Raw genomic sequence first — 17399 nt, 5'->3', positions numbered from 1 at the left:
AAATGCAGCCTAGACAAGCAGATTTGTACCTTTTTGTACCCTATAGAAGCGCGAGGAAGTCCGATGATGAAAAATCGTATTGTTCCAAGAGTTGTTGAGTTAGCTGAAGGTGTTTATATTGAAACAGCTATTCCGCGCGAAAACCATGCGGCACTGCGGTCTGGTTTTGCGGGCTATCCTAGTAATCCCCGCTGGACGGTACGAAAATATCAGGCTTGGAAACAGGGCAGGCAATGGCGGCAAGCTTTAAAGGATGGCTCTATGGCGGTGCAGGAGAAGCGACTTGTGGCGACCGAAACGGCACTCAAAATGGCGATCGCCCCCCCAGAAGAAGAGCGCACCTCTTGGCGATCGCCTCTCAAGAAACTCGCCTTTTCCCTAAATTAAACTTTAAATATTGCCCTTTTAAAGGAGGTCAACATGACGGTACAGTAAAGGCTTCTAACGTTTACTACCGTCGGCGATCGCCTTTATGTCCTGCGATTATCTCATCGAAATTCTTAATGCCCGCGTCTATGACGTTGCAAAGGAAAGTCCCCTCGAAAAAGCGCCCAACCTTTCCACACGTTTAAATAATAATGTGCTGCTGAAGCGCGAAGATTTACAGTCAGTTTTTTCGTTTAAGCTGCGGGGAGCCTATAACAAAATGGCAAATCTTTCCCCAGCACAATTACAATGCGGCGTTATTGCCGCTTCGGCGGGAAACCATGCCCAAGGGGTCGCCTTAGCCGCGAAAAGATTAGGGACGAGGGCAGTGATCGTGATGCCCGTCGTTACGCCTCAGGTCAAAATCAATGCCGTTAAAGCAAGGGGCGGCGAAGTTATTCTCCATGGCAATGCCTACGACGATGCCTATGCCCATGCCCGCCAGCTGGCAGACGAACAGCACCTCACCTTTATTCATCCCTTTGACGACCCCCATGTGATCGCCGGGCAAGGAACCATTGGCATGGAAATTTTACGCCAGTGTCAGCAGCCAATTCACGCTATTTTTGTGGCGATCGGCGGCGGTGGTTTAATTGCAGGGATCGCGGCGTTCGTGAAACGGGTGCGTCCGGACATCAAAATTATTGGTGTCGAGCCTATCGATGCGGATGCCATGAGTCAGTCCCTAGCAAAGGGCGAACGGGTGCAGCTATCGCAGGTTGGTCTTTTTGCTGATGGTGTAGCGGTGCGTTACGTCGGTGAGGAAACCTTTCGTCTTTGTCAGGAATATATTGACGAAATGATTTTGGTCTCCACAGATGATACCTGTGCTGCCATTAAAGATGTTTTTGAAGATACGCGCTCTATTCTTGAACCAGCGGGGGCGCTGGCGATCGCCGGAATGAAAGCCTACGTTGAGCGCGAAGGCATTGCAGGGAAAAATTTGGTAGCCGTTGCCTGCGGTGCCAATATGAATTTTGATCGATTGCGCTTTGTGGCTGAGCGGGCAGAATTAGGGGAAGGGCGCGAAGCCATTTTTGCCGTGACAATCCCAGAGCAACCCGGTAGCCTCCGAAAATTTTGTCGCTGTATGGGCGATCGCAACTTGACCGAATTCAACTATCGCATTGCCGACGCAGCCGAGGCCCACATTTTTGTCGGAATTCAAATCCAAAATCGTCACGAAATTAAACCCTTAGCAGCAACCTTTGAAGCCAATGGCTTTAAAACCCTCGATCTGACCGATGACGAACTCACAAAACTCCACCTCAGGCACATGGTAGGTGGACGCAGCGAAAAAGCCGAAAATGAATTGCTATATCGCTTTGAGTTTCCCGAATGTCCCGGCGCATTAATGAAATTTGTGGAAGCCATGAGCCCCGACTGGAATATTAGCGGCTTCCATTACCGCAACAACGGCTCTGATTATGGACGGATTGCGATCGCCATTCAAGTACCGCCCCACGAAATGGATCAATGGCAAAACTTTTTAGACCAACTCGGCTATCGCTACTGGGATGAAAACAAAAATCCAGCCTACCGACTATTTTTAGGCTAGTTCACCACCATGCTAAATTACGCATCCATTTCCGGCGATCGCTCCCGAACGACCCGCTCAAAAACAGCAACCGTTTGCTTTGCCAACTCCGACCAATTGAAACGCTTTGGCAAATCCGCATAGGCGTTTTCCACAAGAGTTTTCGCATATTCAGGATGTTGCAGCACCTCTAAAATGCCCCAAGCCAAAGAACTAGCAACATTAGCATAGGTGACAATCCCAGTTTTTTCGTGGGTCACAACCTCCGATAAACCCCCAGCATTAGACACAACCACTGGCACCTTGGCCGCAAAACTTTCTAAAACAACAATGCCAAACGGCTCATACAAACTAGGAAATACCGCACAGTCGGCGATCGTCTGAAAGCGATCAAGATCTTCATCGGGCATAAAACCCGTAAATTCGCAGGCTTCCGACAGCCCTACATTCCAAGCCTGTTGTTTTAGGTGCTCATGGTGACCGCCACCAATAATTACAAATTTCACTTTTCCCTGCATCATCTCTAAAACGCGAGGAGCAGCATCAATCAGCACACTAATCCCTTTTTCGTAGGTTAAGCGTCCAACATAATAAACAATTTTTTGATCATCAGGTGCAAACCGCCGCCGAAAAGCCCGGCGATCAAACTGTGACGAATGTTGTTTTTTTTCCGAGCGAATACCATTGAAAATTACATCCATTTTCTGCCACGAAACATTTAAAGCACACTCTAATTCGTGACGCATATATTGACTACAAACAATGATGCGCCAAGCCTCATTGACCAAAGCCTGCTCCTTCGCTGCAATATACGCATGGGTTTCAGTGTGAATGCCATTATGTCGTCCATATTCTGTTGCATGGATCGTTGCAACTAACGGCAATTGAAATTCTTGCTTCAGGGCGATCGCCGCATCACCCACTAACCAATCATGGGCGTGAATTAAACAAACATCAGTTCGCCCCGCGAGAAACCCACGACCAAAAACAATCATCGCATCATTCATCGCAGTAACCCAATCAAAAAACCGTTCGTTTTCAGCTACCGTCACCCGATAAACATTAATACCCTCAACCACCTCTTGCGCCGGCAGATCATCAGTGCGGATCGTCACTAAATCGACACCATACCCTAACTTCACAACTTCCGGATACAATTCTCCAACATGACGGGCAATACCACCAACAATCCGTGGCGGAAACTCCCAACTCAAGACCAAAATACGCATCAATATCACTCCACAAAATAAATTGCAGAAACTTACCTCACTTCAAGAATGCAAACCCTTAAAGAAATCTCACAGATCTGCTGTACCGCCTGAACAAAGATTCTTTTTTTCCCTTACAATGAGAGTGGGCAAAAACTTATTCGATAAAGAACAAAAGTTTTTGTTCACTCCTCACACCATATCTCGCCCGGATCGCCATAGTATTCGGGCGTTTTTCTTAGGGCGAGAACACCGAACGAAAGCATTGTGCGGCAAAAAAAGATATAAATTGCGACATCCGGCTAACTTTGAAAAGAAAATAGAATGATCAAATAGATTTATTCCGCAACGTTTAAGGGTATCGTAACATCACTATTTCAATTATTCGAATCAAGCCTTTCAATTACAAAAGTTATCATTGTTTATTATCGTTTTTGTCGAAGCCGTAAACCGAGATAACTCATATGCTAAAATCCACTAGTATTCTCAGCAACATTTTGTATTAGGTAGGAATTTAGAGGCATGTCAAAAACTGCCCCAGTCACAGACGCAACCTTTCAAGAAGAAGTTCTCGAAAGCGAAGTCCCCGTTCTAGTCGATTTTTGGGCTCCTTGGTGTGGTCCCTGTCGTATGGTCGCTCCTGTTGTAGAGGAGATTGCTGACCAGTACCAAGAGCAAATTAAAGTGTTCAAACTCAATACTGATGAGAATCCTAGCGTTGCTAGTGAGTATGGTATTCGCAGTATTCCCACTCTCATGATCTTCAAAGACGGCAAGAAAATGGATATGGTCGTTGGTGCTGTCCCCAAAACAACACTGGCAACGGCGATTGATAAACATCTCTAGAAATACTAATAATCTAGGCAATTATTTTTTCAAAACTAGAAACCTTACACTACTTTAGTTACTCGACTTACAAAAGTTTAATTTAAATAAGATGTAATTCACCCTTTTTACCCTGTTTTTTATAAGCAGGGTATTTTTACGCTTCACAATAATGGGTATGACATCACACCATAGGTCTTGCTGATTTTACTTGTCAAAATAGATAATTTAACTCAATAAAATAGGGCGATCGCCAAACAGTTGACATCGCCCTTAAGAGTATATTTACTAACAACTAACGAGGAACAACTAGAAAGTCTTGTCAAGTTCCGCAATCAGCTCATCTAGTTCCTCTAGCGCCTGATTGACATCAAGACGTAAAGAACCCAGCTTAGGATCACCTAGTAGCCTCACTAGCGCCTCACGCTTACCCTTAATCACTTCAACCTTAGCCTGTAAAGTTGCTTCAGTCATTTTTACCTCTTCTTAAATTCAGAAAGATTATTGATATTTGTGCCCAATGAAAAACAAGAAATAGCAAAACAACACTATTCAATATCAGCCAAATTTACCCTGCCAGCAGTTCTATCCGAGATTGCACCCACTTCCTTCATTTTGTTAATAAATTCACTCGCCAATTTCATAAAGGCCTTCGAACCAGATGTATTGGGCATAGAGATAACGGCAGGCTGGAAGGTATCAAGGGCTTTGGCGACATTGACATCCATGGGAATCTTGTTTTTAAAGATTTGGGATGCAGTAAAGTCGTCACTCACACGTTTCATGACCTGGTTGTAGTAACGGTTAAGTAACGTTCCCCCAGAAAGAATAAATACAATACCTAACAGGTGCAATTTGATCGGATCAACATTATTCGGGTCTGTGTCCTGATGACTTTCTCGTAAGGCTCGAATCCGACGTTGCAGTAGCTGAATACCGACAACAGATAGGGGTTCTGGACGGGCTGGCAGGATATAGAAGTCACTAGCCGCCAACCCACTACGGGTTACCAAGTTATAGCCGGGCGCACAGTCCATAATGATGAAATCGTATTTATCCATCACAGGTTCAAGGATTTTTTTGATGAGAACGAGCTCGAAGTTATTCCAAATTTCTTGAAAATTCGTATCTTCGTCTTTCACTGCCCGTTTATGGAGCATTTCTGAAACAAGGTATTCGTCATATAGCTCAATATCACCGGGCAAAAGATCTAGGCCTTGCACATTGGCAATGAAGGGACAAATGATGTCGTTAATATCGAGGGATTGCTTCAGGGTTGGTTTGATTGTTGTTTCGATGAGATAACTAATCGTGCGCCTTGCTTTACGGATACGGGCAAAATCTTGGGGTGGCATTAAACTCAAAGTGGCACTGATCTGAGAATCTAAGTCAACGACGAGTACACGTTTTTTATGGTGGCGAGCTAAACAAGCGGCAAGATTAACGGTCAGAGTTGTTTTACCAACGCCTCCTTTCATGTTGACGGTACTGATAATGAGTGCCATAGACGCTTTATACGGATAAATAGGGTTATTACAGTAGAGTGCCCACAAATGGGCTTAAGGGTTTTTGCGATGAATATTTGTCGTCATTGTACCGTTATCTCAATATTTGCTTAAGACAACTAGGGGATGAATTTTCCCTAGCTGTTTCAATCTGTAGAGAAAAATGGGTACGACAAGTTCATCCCAAAATACTAAGGGGTAAGGGTGGAGATCGGAGCCAGCTTGGCAATAGGCAAAACCATTAAGATTTTACAGACATCGCTCCAAGCTCACTTTTTTTACGGCGGCGACCGCCCCACCGCATAGCCTCACCAAAAACGCTATTTAACGTGAGTTTTGCTTAAGCATGCTCGGAAGTACGACGCGGTGAATGGGAGAGCGAGAGATCGGGAGATGTTTCTATGCCAACAATCCTACTAACGTCAGTTCGGGTTAAGGAGTTATCTGAATACCTTGAAGACATGGGGACATTGGGATAGGGAGACACGGAGAGGGGGAGACACGGGACATCAACGGACACCCGCATTAGAATTGTTTGAATGAAAAATCGCCCCATCCCTCGCTCTCCCTTTCGCCGCGTCATCATTCCAGACCATGCTTAAACCGAACTCAGGTTACTAGCTTTCAAAAAATGCAAATTTTCGTGGCTTCCCCGTGTGTCTCCTTTTCTCTAAAGAATTTTGGCTACATTCTGATCCATAACTGACGTTATTTAAAAGACCAAACTTAAGCCCTTAGCTTTTATTTTCATACAGCAATAGAAGAAGGCGATGTGGCAGTTGTTGTCTTCCGGAAAAGATAACCAGTCCCTCTTTCAGTAATAATAAATTCGGGCTGGCGGGGATCTTCTTCGATTTTTGAGCGCAGACGAGAAACATGGACATCGACTACCCGTAGGTCACTGTGGCGACGGGGCACATAGCCCCAAATTGCAGTCAAGATGTCTGTGCGACTTAGGGGATTTCCGGCTTGATTCACCAATAAATGTAAGAGGTCAAATTCGATGTGAGTTAGACGCAATACATTGCCATTTTGTAGGACTTTGCGGCGATTTGTATCAATAACAAGGTTGGCGATGCGCAGAACGCCAGCTTCTTCAACTTCATCTTGTTGTTTCTTGGTGCGACGCAGAATACAGTGAATTCTTGCTTCAAGTTCTTTGGGAGAAAAGGGTTTCACGAGATAGTCATCGGCCCCAAAACGTAACCCAGTGATGCGATCTGCGACATCCCCAAGGGCGGTCAGCATGATAATCGGTGTGTCGGATTCGCGGCGTATTTCTTGGCAAACATAATAGCCATCGCGCTTTGGCATCATTACGTCGAGGATGACAAGATCGGGGCGCTCACGCCAAAAAATTTCGAGGGCTTCGTCGCCATCGGCGGCGGTGATAATGTCGTAGCCGATCATGGAGAGTCGGGTATTTAAAATGCGACGTACGGCGATTTCGTCATCGACTACGAGGATTCTTGCCTTACTCTCTACCACGATGGATATTGCTCCCTCTCACATTGGAACTAACGGTGATTTGTGAAAATGACTATTTACATTTTGTTACATTTCAGTATACCAAGAACTTTTGGCTCATGCAAAGCGGTCAAGTTCTTTGGCAATTTTGAGTCTGGACGGTAGGATAAATCGGGCAAGTTAGACTGGGATGACTTGTCGGACGTTGTTTGTCAGGAATATTGATTTTATGGTTGGCGATCGCCAGAAATTTGCGGGATGGGGTTTTATTAATTTAAATAAGCCTGCGGGTTGGACCTCCCACGACTGTATTGCTAAGCTACGCCGCTTACTCGGACTCAAAAAAATTGGCCATGGTGGCACCTTGGATCCCATGGCGACCGGGGTTTTACCTGTAGCGGTGGGCAAGGCCACTAGGCTGTTGCCATATTTACCCAAGGCGAAGGTTTACAAAGCGGTTATTCGATTTGGGGTGAGAACTGCAACGGATGATCTAGAAGGGGCGGCGATCGCCGAAATACCTTGTCCAAATCTAACTTTGGCGGAAGTCACGGCACAACTTCCTAAATTTAGGGGAAAAATCACGCAGATTCCCCCGGCCTTTAGTGCCATTAAAAAAGATGGCAAGCCCCTTTATGAGTTGGCAAGGCAGGGCATTGAGGTAGAAGTACCAAGTCGAGAAGTGGAAATCTTGGCGCTGAATATCTTAGGTTGGCGATCGGGGGATTTTCCAGAGCTAGATCTAGAGGTGCATTGCGGTGAGGGGACTTACATCCGGGCGATCGCCCGCGACCTCGGTGTAACCCTAGGTACTGGGGCGACCCTAGCTGGTTTAGTGCGTACAGCGAGTGGTGGATTTAGCCTAGAACACAGCCTCACTATCGAAGCTATTGAAACGCAATTAGAAAAGCAAACCTTCATTTGCCAAAGACCAAATCAGCTTTTGCAACATCTACATCATCTTGTCTTACAAGAAAATCAGGCGATCGCCTGGAGTTTTGGACAAAAGATTCCTTGGGTCGCTCCCCCCGTTGCCGTCGGTAAAGCCTTGGGCGTTTACGATACAGCGGAGCAATTTCTGGGTATTGGAGAGTTTAAACCCAGTAAAACAGAAGCTGACCAACTTGTACTAGCCCCCCGTCTCGTGATGTTTGGCAAATAACCATTTCTTTCTAGATTGATGTCAACTTTAGTTAGAGATTAAACCTCAAATCCCCCAAGCAAAGCAGCTTCCCAAAAACAATAAAATACAATCACAGGGACATTTTTCTCACCAAAATCTATGAGCTGACGAAATTTCCCCAGTCGCCCCCCCTCCCCTTCGCCATATTACCGTCGCGGCTCAGGCGAATCTCAGGTCAGGTTAATTGCTGATACTGATAGGACATCAGATCTTCTGTTCGAATAAAAACCTCTCGGGGCAAAATAATGGCTTGCTGTCGAAAACTCACAAATCCAGAGTACGTTTCACGGTCGATCGCCACACCTGTCACATATTGAGCACGTACGGGATGAACATTTGCGTAGTTATAGTAGATGTGCTGGGCAGCCCGTAACAATCTTGGTTCGATCAACACGAGGGGCAGTCTCTGCTACGACATTTCCTCCATCAGGATACGCTTAGATTTTGGCGAAATCAAGAACACAATAAGATCGATGACGGCTGATTTTCTTTGGGAATGAACAGGGTAATATAGGATTGTACAACTCAGTAGCGTGCAGTATCGGGGAGGTCTGAATTATGGCTGTTTTAACAAAAACGCCTCAGGAAATTTCTCACATGAGTGAAGCTGATGTCGCAAGTTTGGCAACTCGCCTAGAACTCGATGATTATGCGAGTCCTTTCGAAGCGCTACAGGATTGGCATTTGCTACGGGCGATCGCCTTTCAGCGTCAAGAATTGGTAGAGCCTTATCTTCACCTACTTGATTTTGAAGCTTACGACGAATCGTAAATGCTCAGGGACAAGAAAGTCGTCGTCGGCATTAGTGGTGGCATTGCGGCCTACAAAGTATGTGAAGTGATCTCCCGTTTATTTCAAGCGGGGGCGGAAGTGCGTGTGGTGCTGACAGATTCGGCGCAGCGGTTTATCACGCCGCTAACGGTGGCGACCCTCAGTCGCCATGCAGCCTATACCGACGAAGATTTTTGGGATAGTCATCAGCCCCGCCCGGTTCATATTGAGTTGGGAGAATGGGCTGATTTAATTTTATTGGCACCTCTGACGGCGAATACTTTAGCGAAGGTGAGTTTGGGTTTAGCGGATACCCTCCTCGCTAATATTATTTTGGCCTCAACTTGCCCTGTGTTGGGGGCTCCGGCCATGAATACGGATATGTGGCAACAGCTTTCGGTACAGTCAAATTGGCGTAAGTTGCAACGGGACGAACGTTATCATATCCTCTCGCCTAATAGTGGTCTTCTCGCCTGCGATCGCCGGGGCAAAGGCCGGATGTCGGAGCCGATTGAAATTGTTGAAGCGGTGGAATCTTTGATCCACAGTCGTGGCCGACGGGATCTGAGTGAACGGAAAATATTAATTAGTGCTGGCGGCACTCGCGAACATATTGATGCGGTGCGGTTTATCGGGAATCCATCTTCGGGAAAAATGGGTCTGGCGATCGCCAAAGCAGCGGTCTATCGCGGTGCAACCGTCACATTAGTGCATGCTCCCATCGAGGTTAAGTTACTCGAAAATTTACCAGCGGTAGAACGATTTTCCGTGACTAGCTCGGCCGAAATGGAGCAATCACTTCTAAAGCAGGCCGCAAAATTTGATTGGATTATTATGTGCGCGGCAGTGGGGGATGTGCGGTCTAGGATTCGCCATGACGCTAAATTGGCAAAGGCAGATTTACCTGAAAGCTTAGAGCTCGAAACTATTCCAGATATTGCTGCGCAGCTCGGTCAACAAAAACGAGCGGATCAAAAACTCATTGGTTTTGCTGCCCAAACGGGGGATATTACCGCGCCAGCTCTAGAAAAATTACGGCGAAAAAATCTGGATGCGATCGCCGCCAATGCCATTGATTTACCAGATTCAGGATTTGGGAGCAACAATAATCAACTGGTATTTATCGATAAAGAAGGACGACAAGCAACGATTCCCATGGCTCCAAAGTTGGCGATCGCCCATCACCTGCTCGACTTCATTAAACAGCTCTAGAACCATATTTTTCAGTGACTACTCAATCCAATATTTAGGGTTATTGAGCGTGTCGGCACAAATGACTTTTCCTTTAACTGATCCAAGCACATTAGGCTGCAATTCTTGTACTATCCAAGCGGCGGAATTTTCAGGAGCAATGGGATAAGTTGCTTCAAATCCCTGAATGCCAGCGGTTGTAAAGCCATGGCGTGAGTAGTAGCTGGGATAACCCAGTACAAAAGCCAGTTGAGTCCCTGCCCCCTGTAATTTTTCCAACCCTATTTGAATAAGTTGACTGCCAATACCGTGTTTTTGGTGCTCTGGTAATACTGCCAAAGGCGCAAGAATCGAGGCTGAAACAGCGTGACTTGGTTCCGGTTCTAGACGCACGCTCGTAAACAAAATGTGTCCGACAATAATTTCGTTTTTTACCGCGACAAAAGACAACGACGGTTGAGCTGTGGGATCCTCTAATAATGCAGTAATTAACGTCAGTTATGGATAAGAATTTAGCTGATATCTCTTTAAAGAAAGGAAGACAAGGAGAGGTAGAGACACGGAGAACCAACGAAAATTTGCGTTTTTTGACCCCTAGGATTGTTTAGATAAAACATCTCCCTATCTCTCGCTCTCTTATTCGCCGCGTCGTATTGCCGAGTACCCTTAAGCAAAACTCAGGTTAATTAATGCAGTAATTTCTGAGCCTTCTTCGCCAAAGGCGGCGATCGCCAACTCTAAAATTTGCGGCAAATCGCCATCAATTACTCCACGTATTTCCAAATCCATCATGCTGAACGGGGCATATCTTCACCAAAAAATTGTGAATTATTGTCCATAGATTATTGGCCATAGATTATTGGCCATAAAAATCAACCACTTGTACCTTTGTCCATTTGGTTTTGTGGCGAGCGAGAAACTCCTGGTGGTTGGGATGGGGAGAATACACATCTAGGGCTTCGTTACTTTCCAATTGAACGTACAGACCCAGCTGATAGGTTTTGATATGAACCTCACGATCTTCGCGGGCTTTTAAACCAAGGTCAACGCTTAGTACACCGGGGATTTTGCCGAGGAGTTCGATGCCATCATCGATGATGGCTTGGGTATCGACAGTGGTCGTTGTGGTGGCGAGTTCAAAGAGAACGATGTGATGTAGTGGTTGGGGCATTATTTTTAAGGGTTTAGCCGACAAAATTTACAGGTGTTTGGGATTTTAGGACAATGTAGCGGTCATCTCTTCAACGATATTTGAGACGGTTAGATCTTCTGATTTGTGGGTCATCGCCGCTTTGATAAACCCAAGAAAAAGCGGGTGGGGACTATTGGGACGGGACTGAAACTCTGGGTGAAACTGGGTCGCGATAAAGAAAGGGTGATCGGAATATTCAATGATTTCCACAAGGCGACCGTCGGGGGATGTGCCGCTAATTTGGTAGCCCGTTTCAAGGAAAAGACTACGGTAGGCGTTATTGAATTCATAGCGATGGCGATGGCGCTCGTACACCACTTCTTTGCCATAAAGTTGGTGGGTTTTTGTGTCCGGCGTGAGGCGACAAGGATAAAGTCCCAGACGCATTGTGCCACCGAGATCCACCACATCTTGTTGCTCGGGCAAGATATTAATGACGGGATTTTTTGCTTCGGGCTGAAACTCAGCGCTATTGGCATCTTCGAGCTTGGCAACATTGCGCGCCCATTCGATGACGGAAGATTGCATCCCTAAACAGAGTCCTAAAAAGGGAATATTACGGGTGCGGGCAAAGGCGATCGCCGCGACTTTACCATCGACACCACGGGAACCAAAACCGCCGGGGACAACGATGCCAGACATTTCGGCGAGATATTTCTCCGCACCATGCTGTTCGAGATCTTCGGCATCCACCCAATGGAGTTTGATATCAATATCGTTGGCGATCGCCGCGTGACCGAGGGATTCTACGACAGAAAGATAAGCATCATTCAGCTGAACATATTTACCGACAATGGCAATATCCATATGACGGGTTGGACGTTTCATGCGCTCAACCCAACTTGTCCAGTGCTCTAAATTTGGTTGGCGTAGATCCATATTCAGAAGTTTGAGGCTTTGTTCGGCTAAACCTTCCCGCTCTAACATCAAGGGCACTTCGTAAATGCTGCTGGCATCTTGGGAGGTAATGACTTGCTCTTCGGGGACGTTACAAAATTCGGAAATCTTTTCCCGTTGTCCTTCAGGAAGAGGGCGATCGCAGCGACAAACCAGAATATTGGGCTGGATACCAATGGAACGCAATTCCTTAACGGAATGTTGGGTCGGTTTCGTTTTTGTTTCCCCTGCTGCCGGAATCCACGGAATCAAAGTGACATGCATATAGATGACATTGTCACGCCCTGCTTCTTTGCGAAACTGACGGATCGCTTCTAAAAAGGGCAAGGACTCGATGTCACCCACTGTGCCACCAATTTCGGTGATCACAAAATCGGGGTTTGTATTCTCAGCAACGCGAAAAATGCGCTCTTTAATCTCATTGGTAATGTGGGGAATCACCTGCACTGTGCCCCCTTGGTAATCACCGCGACGTTCTTTGTTGATCACGGCTTGGTAGATAGAACCCGTCGTGACGCTATTCAGGCGGGACATGGAGGTATCGGTAAAGCGCTCGTAGTGACCGAGGTCGAGGTCAGTTTCTGCACCATCTTCGGTGACAAAAACCTCGCCATGCTGGAAGGGACTCATCGTCCCGGGATCGACGTTAATGTATGGGTCAAGCTTGAGGATTGACACTGAATAATCCCGTGATTTGAGCAGTCTCCCTAAACTTGCTGCCACGATTCCTTTGCCGATGCTGGACACGACGCCACCGGTAACAAAGATAAATTTAGACATTAATCAATACCCAACCCCGTTCACGTTTTCTTTAACCCGTCCATTTTGCCATAGTCCTTTCTCTAGACATAAAGGTTTCGCCACATCTGCGGCGATCGCCCCAAAAACAACTTCAACCTCATTCATTTTGTTTATTCATCTTTCCTTGGGGAAGGTGCTCGAAGAGGGTCAGGGGTTTGACCAGTTCTATTTATCTTGAGTAATCCACTGGGCGATCGCCCCCGATACTTTTCGTGCGATAAACCTGCCGCAACATCTCCTATTCCCCATCATCCAGTCCGAGCAAAATATTATTCCGCCGACCCCGAATTTCCCGCTCAAGGGTTTCGTGGGTGAGCTTGCCCTTGCGCCAATCCTTCAGTACCCATTCCGACAATAGTTGCAACAAATTTCGCACATGACCACCACTCACCCGACACAAATGATTTAAGCTTTCTGGATCTTCAAAAACTGTCGAAATCTCAGCCTCCCACGTCTCCGGTGACACATCAGGAAAAGCCCTCACTAACACCATTTCTCGCATCTTTGCCACCCCTGCCGGATCATCCTCGCCCGTTTTTGTTCGCACCCGCACCATCGGCAAGGTTTTCGGTTCTGGACTATTCCGACTCGTAATCTGCCCAAAGCGATCGCCGAACCGGAGCACTAGCAGACATCGTATAGGCCATATGACAAGTAAACGCCTGCCCAATAAACAAATCCCCTAGCATTCCGACTGATCCTAGGCTGAATAGTAGCGATTTCTTTGTATGATAAATCCATATTTTGGTAGGGCAAGCAAACGATGCAAATCTTAGGGACAACACAACTATTGGGTGTGATCGGCAACCCCGTTAAACATTCTTTTTCTCCCCTAATGCATAATGCGGCGATCGCCGAGCTGGGTGCAGATTATGTTTATCTGGCTTTCCCCATCGCTGCCGACGATCTCAAAACCGCCCTCGATGGTTTTAAAGCCATTGACCTCAAAGGATTTAGCATTACCATCCCCCATAAACAGGCGATTATGCAATACCTAGAGGCGATCGCCCCAGAAGCCCAGATGGTCGGCGCGATCAATACAGTCTGGCAAACCGAAACCGGCTGGCAAGGGACAAATACCGATGTGGCAGGCTTCATTGCACCACTGAAAAAGTTAGACAAAGACTGGTCAACGATTTCCCCAGTTATCCTCGGCAATGGCGGTGCAGCGAGGGCAGTGGTGGTCGGTTGCCATCAGCTCGGTTGTCCCCAAATCCATGTGGTAGGCCGCAACCCAGACAAGCTCGCAGATTTTACTCAAAGTTGGCAGGGAACCCCCCTAGAAAATAAGCTACAAACCCATCTTTGGGGCGATCTAAAACGCTTAATTCCCAATACAAAATTTTTAGTGAATTCCACTCCCGTCGGCATGCATCCCCACACTGACGCATCACCCGTCACACCAGAACTAATGGCGACATTGAGTACCGATAGTATTGCCTATGATTTGATTTATACCCCTTCTCCCACCCAATTTCTCAAGCTCGCCCAAGACCAAGGCGCGGAGATTTTTGATGGATTAGAAATGCTCGTCCAACAGGGGGCGATCGCCCTAGAGAAATGGTTAGCCCAGTCCGTTCCCGTCGATACAATGCGTAACGCATTCATGAAACATTTAGCCCAGCGAAAATAACTATTTTCTGTTTTTAGAAATAACAAATCTTACGATAATCGCTTGTCCACCATATCCGCTAGAAGCGAAAACATACCGATTTGAGTCGCAGCAACAAACAAAATTAAAGTCGCCTCCGTTAGGTCTTGACGAATAAATAAATCCACAGAAAAAGACACTAGAAACCCCAGAAAAAACAAACTGGCGATCGGCACAAAAATGCGAATTGGCGCGAAATAAATCCCTGTCCTAAAAATCAATTTAAAGAACCGCAAAGTATCACGAATTGGTTTGATTTTACTATTTCCAACCCGATGAAAATAATCAATGGGTTCATAATGCACAATATAATTATTCGTTAACATTGCCAACGTAATCGTCGTTGTAAAACTAAAAGTATCAGGCAAAATGTGGATAAATTCTTGGGCAATTTCTTTCTTAAAAACCCGCATGCCACTATTTAGATCAGGGATTTTTTGTTTTGCGATCCACTGGGCAAAACCCACTAAAAAGAATTTCGGGATTTTGCGAATATTAGAATAGGTAACATTTTCACCAGTGCGGGAGCCAACAACCATATCAAAACGCTCAGCTAAGGCAATCAAATCAGGTAGTCGCTCATTTGGGTAAGTGCCGTCCGCATCTGTGATGACAATCAAATCATATTTAGCATGAACAATACCAGTTTTTAAAGCTGCACCATAGCCACGATTTACGGGATGCTCAAACAAAGAAATATTAGTTTGTTTTTTGAGAATGTGAGCTGTATTATCAGTGGAGCCATCATTAACAATGATCAGTTCATAAACTTGACTGGTATCAGCAAAAATACCATTTATTTGCTCAATTGTTGCGGCGATCGCCTCCTCTTCATTAAACACTGGAATAACAATAGATACACCACCTAAAACATCTAGAGAGGGCGATTGCTGTGGAACCGACATATTTTCATTTTTTTACTATAACCATCCAAGTATAAATGAGTTCGAATCATTCAAAAACTTTAGATACTTTTTTCTTTTCACAAGTTAAAAATTGGTACGAGCCGCGCAGCTTATATTGGTTAGCCGCAGCGATTTTCTTTGGTATTCTTTATCCTTGTATGGCGATCGCCAAAGCTTCAGGAGCAGAATATTGGATTCAAGACGATGCAAGGCAACATATTTTCTGGATGGCGCGTTTTCTTGATCCAGCCTTATTTCCTAATGATTTAATCGCAGACTATTACCAAAATATTTCTCCCCAAGGCGTTAAGTTTATCTACTGGGTATTAGCAAAAGTTTCATTTAACCCGATAACAGTCTCCCACTACATCCCAATACTTTTAGGGATATTAACCAGCTTTACAGCTTATCTATTCTGCTTAGAAATCCTCAATATTCCCCTAGCAGGCTTTCTTTCATCCATTGCCCTCAATCAAAATCTCTGGATGCAAGATGGTTTAAGCTCGGGTACAGCAAAGGCTTTTTTAATTCCCATTTTTATTCTTTTTCTATGGGGAGTTATACGAAAATCTTTTGTGTTTTCTTGGTTGGGAATTATTTTACTAGGATTATTTTATCCATCATTCGTACTCGTAGCATCAGGTGTTCTAACTCTGAGATGTTTCCAAATTCAAAATAAACGAATCAAAATCAACCATGACAAATCCGACTTACAACTAAATATTATTGGTTTATTTATTGCTTTTTTTGTTTTATTACCTCTCGCTTTGAGCAGTTCTGAATTCGAGCCAGTCATTACATTAGCCCAAGCTCAACAGCTGCCTGAATTTGAGGCAGGAGGGCGAACAAGTTTTTTTCAACATACTGTATGGGACTATGTTTTTAATGGTAGTCGCACAGGGATTCGCATCACTTCAGCGTTAATACCAAATATTGCTTATCTAACGCTTGTATTGCCCATAGTCTTAGTTTTTAAACATAAATTTAAGTTGTCAAAAGAAATTAACAACTTATCCATTACTTTTCAGCTCATAATCTCTGGATTTACTTTATTTATATTAGCTCACTTACTTCTTTTTAAACTTTATCTTCCCAGCCGTTATACTCTCCATACCTTACGATTTGCCATTACTCTTCTCTCAGGAGTAACCTTTGTTATTGTCATTCAAAAGTTTTTTTTAATTCTCAAAAATAGATCGGTTGTTTTTTTTAAAGTTAGTCCAATTTTAGTTTCTTTAATCTTGGGTTTTCTGATTTTAGTTGAACCGGTGATCGATCAGGATTTTCCAGTAACGGGCTATCATTATGGTCAATATAGTCAGCTCTATAGTTTCTTAGAAAAAACGTCAAAAGATACAGTTATTGTCTCGGTGGTTAGTGAAGTCAATAATATTCCAAGTTTTACGAATCGAAGTGTTTTTATCGGGGAAGAATATGGTATTCCCTATCACACAGGCTATTACAATCGTTTTCGCCAGAGAGCGAAAGATACGATCGCCGCCCATTTCACAACTGATCTAAAAGAGTTACAGAGTTTTATTGCTCAATCAAGTGTAGATTTATGGCTCATAAGTGACGATGTTTTTAAGGCTGCTTATCTTAAGAATAATGGTTGGTTAAATCATTTCCAACCGGAAACAAATCAGGCGATCGCCACCTTAGAGTCATCCAATAAATTACCAGCTCTACAAAGACTAGAAACACAATGTATAGTTTTTACAGAGAAAGATATTAGTCTGATTGATTCTCGATGTATTCTTGCCGCCGAAATTGATAATTCATGACAGCTTAGTGGTTAAGGTTTTTAAGGGAAAATTATTATTGCTCATCAAAAAGACGC

Annotated in this window: 20 protein-coding genes; 8 read left to right on the top strand and 12 right to left on the bottom strand. The window is 44.9% G+C overall.

The window, feature by feature from the left end; genetic code table 11:
- Positions 1 to 63 precede the first annotated feature (63 nt).
- Together NIES208_RS06890 and ilvA are read left to right on the top strand one after the other, a co-directional pair.
- Complete coding sequence (locus tag NIES208_RS06890) at positions 64 to 387, top strand: hypothetical protein (RefSeq protein WP_225875265.1); 324 nt, start codon at positions 64 to 66, stop codon at positions 385 to 387.
- Between the two features lie 85 nt (positions 388 to 472).
- The gene (gene ilvA, locus NIES208_RS06885; protein ID WP_075891078.1) at positions 473 to 1984 is read left to right on the top strand and encodes a threonine ammonia-lyase, biosynthetic; all 1512 of its coding nucleotides are present in this window, start codon (positions 473 to 475) and stop codon (positions 1982 to 1984) included.
- Between the two features lie 17 nt (positions 1985 to 2001).
- Here ilvA and NIES208_RS06880 read toward each other — a convergent pair whose 3' ends face one another.
- Positions 2002 to 3192: a glycosyltransferase family 4 protein gene (locus NIES208_RS06880; RefSeq protein ID WP_075891076.1), complete on the bottom strand. Its 1191-nt coding sequence runs from the start codon at positions 3190 to 3192 to the stop codon at positions 2002 to 2004.
- Between the two features lie 501 nt (positions 3193 to 3693).
- On the opposite strand from NIES208_RS06880, the gene trxA reads away from it, so the two are divergent.
- The gene (gene trxA, locus NIES208_RS06875) at positions 3694 to 4017 is read left to right on the top strand and encodes a thioredoxin (RefSeq protein WP_075891074.1); all 324 of its coding nucleotides are present in this window, start codon (positions 3694 to 3696) and stop codon (positions 4015 to 4017) included.
- 288 nt (positions 4018 to 4305) lie between these two features.
- Here the strand turns inward: trxA and NIES208_RS18905 are convergent, their stop codons facing one another.
- The 3 genes from NIES208_RS18905 to rpaB form a co-directional block, all read right to left on the bottom strand.
- The gene (locus NIES208_RS18905) at positions 4306 to 4470 is read right to left on the bottom strand and encodes a hypothetical protein (RefSeq protein WP_171971732.1); all 165 of its coding nucleotides are present in this window, start codon (positions 4468 to 4470) and stop codon (positions 4306 to 4308) included.
- Positions 4471 to 4544: 74 nt separating this feature from the next.
- The gene (locus tag NIES208_RS06870; RefSeq protein ID WP_075891072.1) at positions 4545 to 5501 is read right to left on the bottom strand and encodes a ParA family protein; all 957 of its coding nucleotides are present in this window, start codon (positions 5499 to 5501) and stop codon (positions 4545 to 4547) included.
- Positions 5502 to 6248: 747 nt separating this feature from the next.
- Positions 6249 to 6989 (bottom strand): response regulator transcription factor RpaB, encoded by a 741-nt coding sequence (gene rpaB / locus NIES208_RS06865; protein ID WP_084176561.1) that lies wholly within the window; start codon positions 6987 to 6989, stop codon positions 6249 to 6251.
- Positions 6990 to 7197: 208 nt separating this feature from the next.
- Here rpaB and truB point away from each other — a divergent pair, with 208 nt between their 5' ends.
- Positions 7198 to 8130: a tRNA pseudouridine(55) synthase TruB gene (gene truB, locus NIES208_RS06860; RefSeq protein ID WP_075891068.1), complete on the top strand. Its 933-nt coding sequence runs from the start codon at positions 7198 to 7200 to the stop codon at positions 8128 to 8130.
- 196 nt (positions 8131 to 8326) lie between these two features.
- Here truB and NIES208_RS06855 read toward each other — a convergent pair whose 3' ends face one another.
- Entirely contained in the window at positions 8327 to 8545 is a 219-nt protein-coding gene (locus tag NIES208_RS06855) for a hypothetical protein (protein ID WP_084176560.1), read from the bottom strand.
- Between the two features lie 164 nt (positions 8546 to 8709).
- Here NIES208_RS06855 and isiD point away from each other — a divergent pair, with 164 nt between their 5' ends.
- On the top strand, positions 8710 to 8922 hold the full coding sequence (gene isiD, locus NIES208_RS06850; protein ID WP_075891064.1) for a protein IsiD: 213 nt from the start codon (positions 8710 to 8712) through the stop codon (positions 8920 to 8922).
- On the top strand, positions 8923 to 10134 hold the full coding sequence (gene coaBC, locus NIES208_RS06845) for a bifunctional phosphopantothenoylcysteine decarboxylase/phosphopantothenate--cysteine ligase CoaBC (RefSeq protein WP_075891062.1): 1212 nt from the start codon (positions 8923 to 8925) through the stop codon (positions 10132 to 10134).
- Between the two features lie 18 nt (positions 10135 to 10152).
- Here the strand turns inward: coaBC and NIES208_RS06840 are convergent, their stop codons facing one another.
- The 6 genes from NIES208_RS06840 to NIES208_RS06825 all read right to left on the bottom strand — a co-directional run bounded on the left by NIES208_RS06840 (position 10153) and on the right by NIES208_RS06825 (position 13628).
- Positions 10153 to 10602, bottom strand: a complete 450-nt coding sequence (locus NIES208_RS06840) for a GNAT family N-acetyltransferase (protein ID WP_225875266.1) — start codon at positions 10600 to 10602, stop codon at positions 10153 to 10155.
- Between the two features lie 177 nt (positions 10603 to 10779).
- Positions 10780 to 10905 carry a hypothetical protein gene (locus NIES208_RS19630; protein ID WP_282956339.1) on the bottom strand — a complete coding sequence of 42 codons (126 nt, stop codon included), beginning with the start codon at positions 10903 to 10905 and terminating at the stop codon, positions 10780 to 10782.
- A gap of 64 nt (positions 10906 to 10969) precedes the next feature.
- Entirely contained in the window at positions 10970 to 11284 is a 315-nt protein-coding gene (locus NIES208_RS06835) for a Dabb family protein (RefSeq protein WP_075891060.1), read from the bottom strand.
- A 45-nt stretch (positions 11285 to 11329) separates the two neighbouring features.
- Positions 11330 to 12982 (bottom strand): CTP synthase, encoded by a 1653-nt coding sequence (locus NIES208_RS06830; RefSeq protein ID WP_075891058.1) that lies wholly within the window; start codon positions 12980 to 12982, stop codon positions 11330 to 11332.
- Between the two features lie 3 nt (positions 12983 to 12985).
- Positions 12986 to 13108: a hypothetical protein gene (locus NIES208_RS19625; RefSeq protein WP_282956338.1), complete on the bottom strand. Its 123-nt coding sequence runs from the start codon at positions 13106 to 13108 to the stop codon at positions 12986 to 12988.
- A gap of 133 nt (positions 13109 to 13241) precedes the next feature.
- Positions 13242 to 13628: a hypothetical protein gene (locus NIES208_RS06825; protein WP_075891056.1), complete on the bottom strand. Its 387-nt coding sequence runs from the start codon at positions 13626 to 13628 to the stop codon at positions 13242 to 13244.
- 138 nt (positions 13629 to 13766) lie between these two features.
- On the opposite strand from NIES208_RS06825, the gene NIES208_RS06820 reads away from it, so the two are divergent.
- Positions 13767 to 14636, top strand: a complete 870-nt coding sequence (locus NIES208_RS06820; protein WP_075891054.1) for a shikimate dehydrogenase — start codon at positions 13767 to 13769, stop codon at positions 14634 to 14636.
- Positions 14637 to 14665: 29 nt separating this feature from the next.
- Here the strand turns inward: NIES208_RS06820 and NIES208_RS06815 are convergent, their stop codons facing one another.
- Positions 14666 to 15559 carry a glycosyltransferase family 2 protein gene (locus tag NIES208_RS06815; RefSeq protein ID WP_075891052.1) on the bottom strand — a complete coding sequence of 298 codons (894 nt, stop codon included), beginning with the start codon at positions 15557 to 15559 and terminating at the stop codon, positions 14666 to 14668.
- 35 nt (positions 15560 to 15594) lie between these two features.
- Here NIES208_RS06815 and NIES208_RS06810 point away from each other — a divergent pair, with 35 nt between their 5' ends.
- Entirely contained in the window at positions 15595 to 17343 is a 1749-nt protein-coding gene (locus NIES208_RS06810) for a hypothetical protein (RefSeq protein WP_075891050.1), read from the top strand.
- Positions 17344 to 17399 lie beyond the last annotated feature (56 nt).

It is taken from the genome of [Limnothrix rosea] IAM M-220, assembly GCF_001904615.1.
In the GTDB taxonomy this organism is placed as follows: Bacteria; Cyanobacteriota; Cyanobacteriia; order Cyanobacteriales; family MRBY01; genus MRBY01.
The sequence above is the reverse complement of the archived record's forward strand: the minus strand, read 5'-3'. Positions and strand labels throughout refer to the sequence as shown.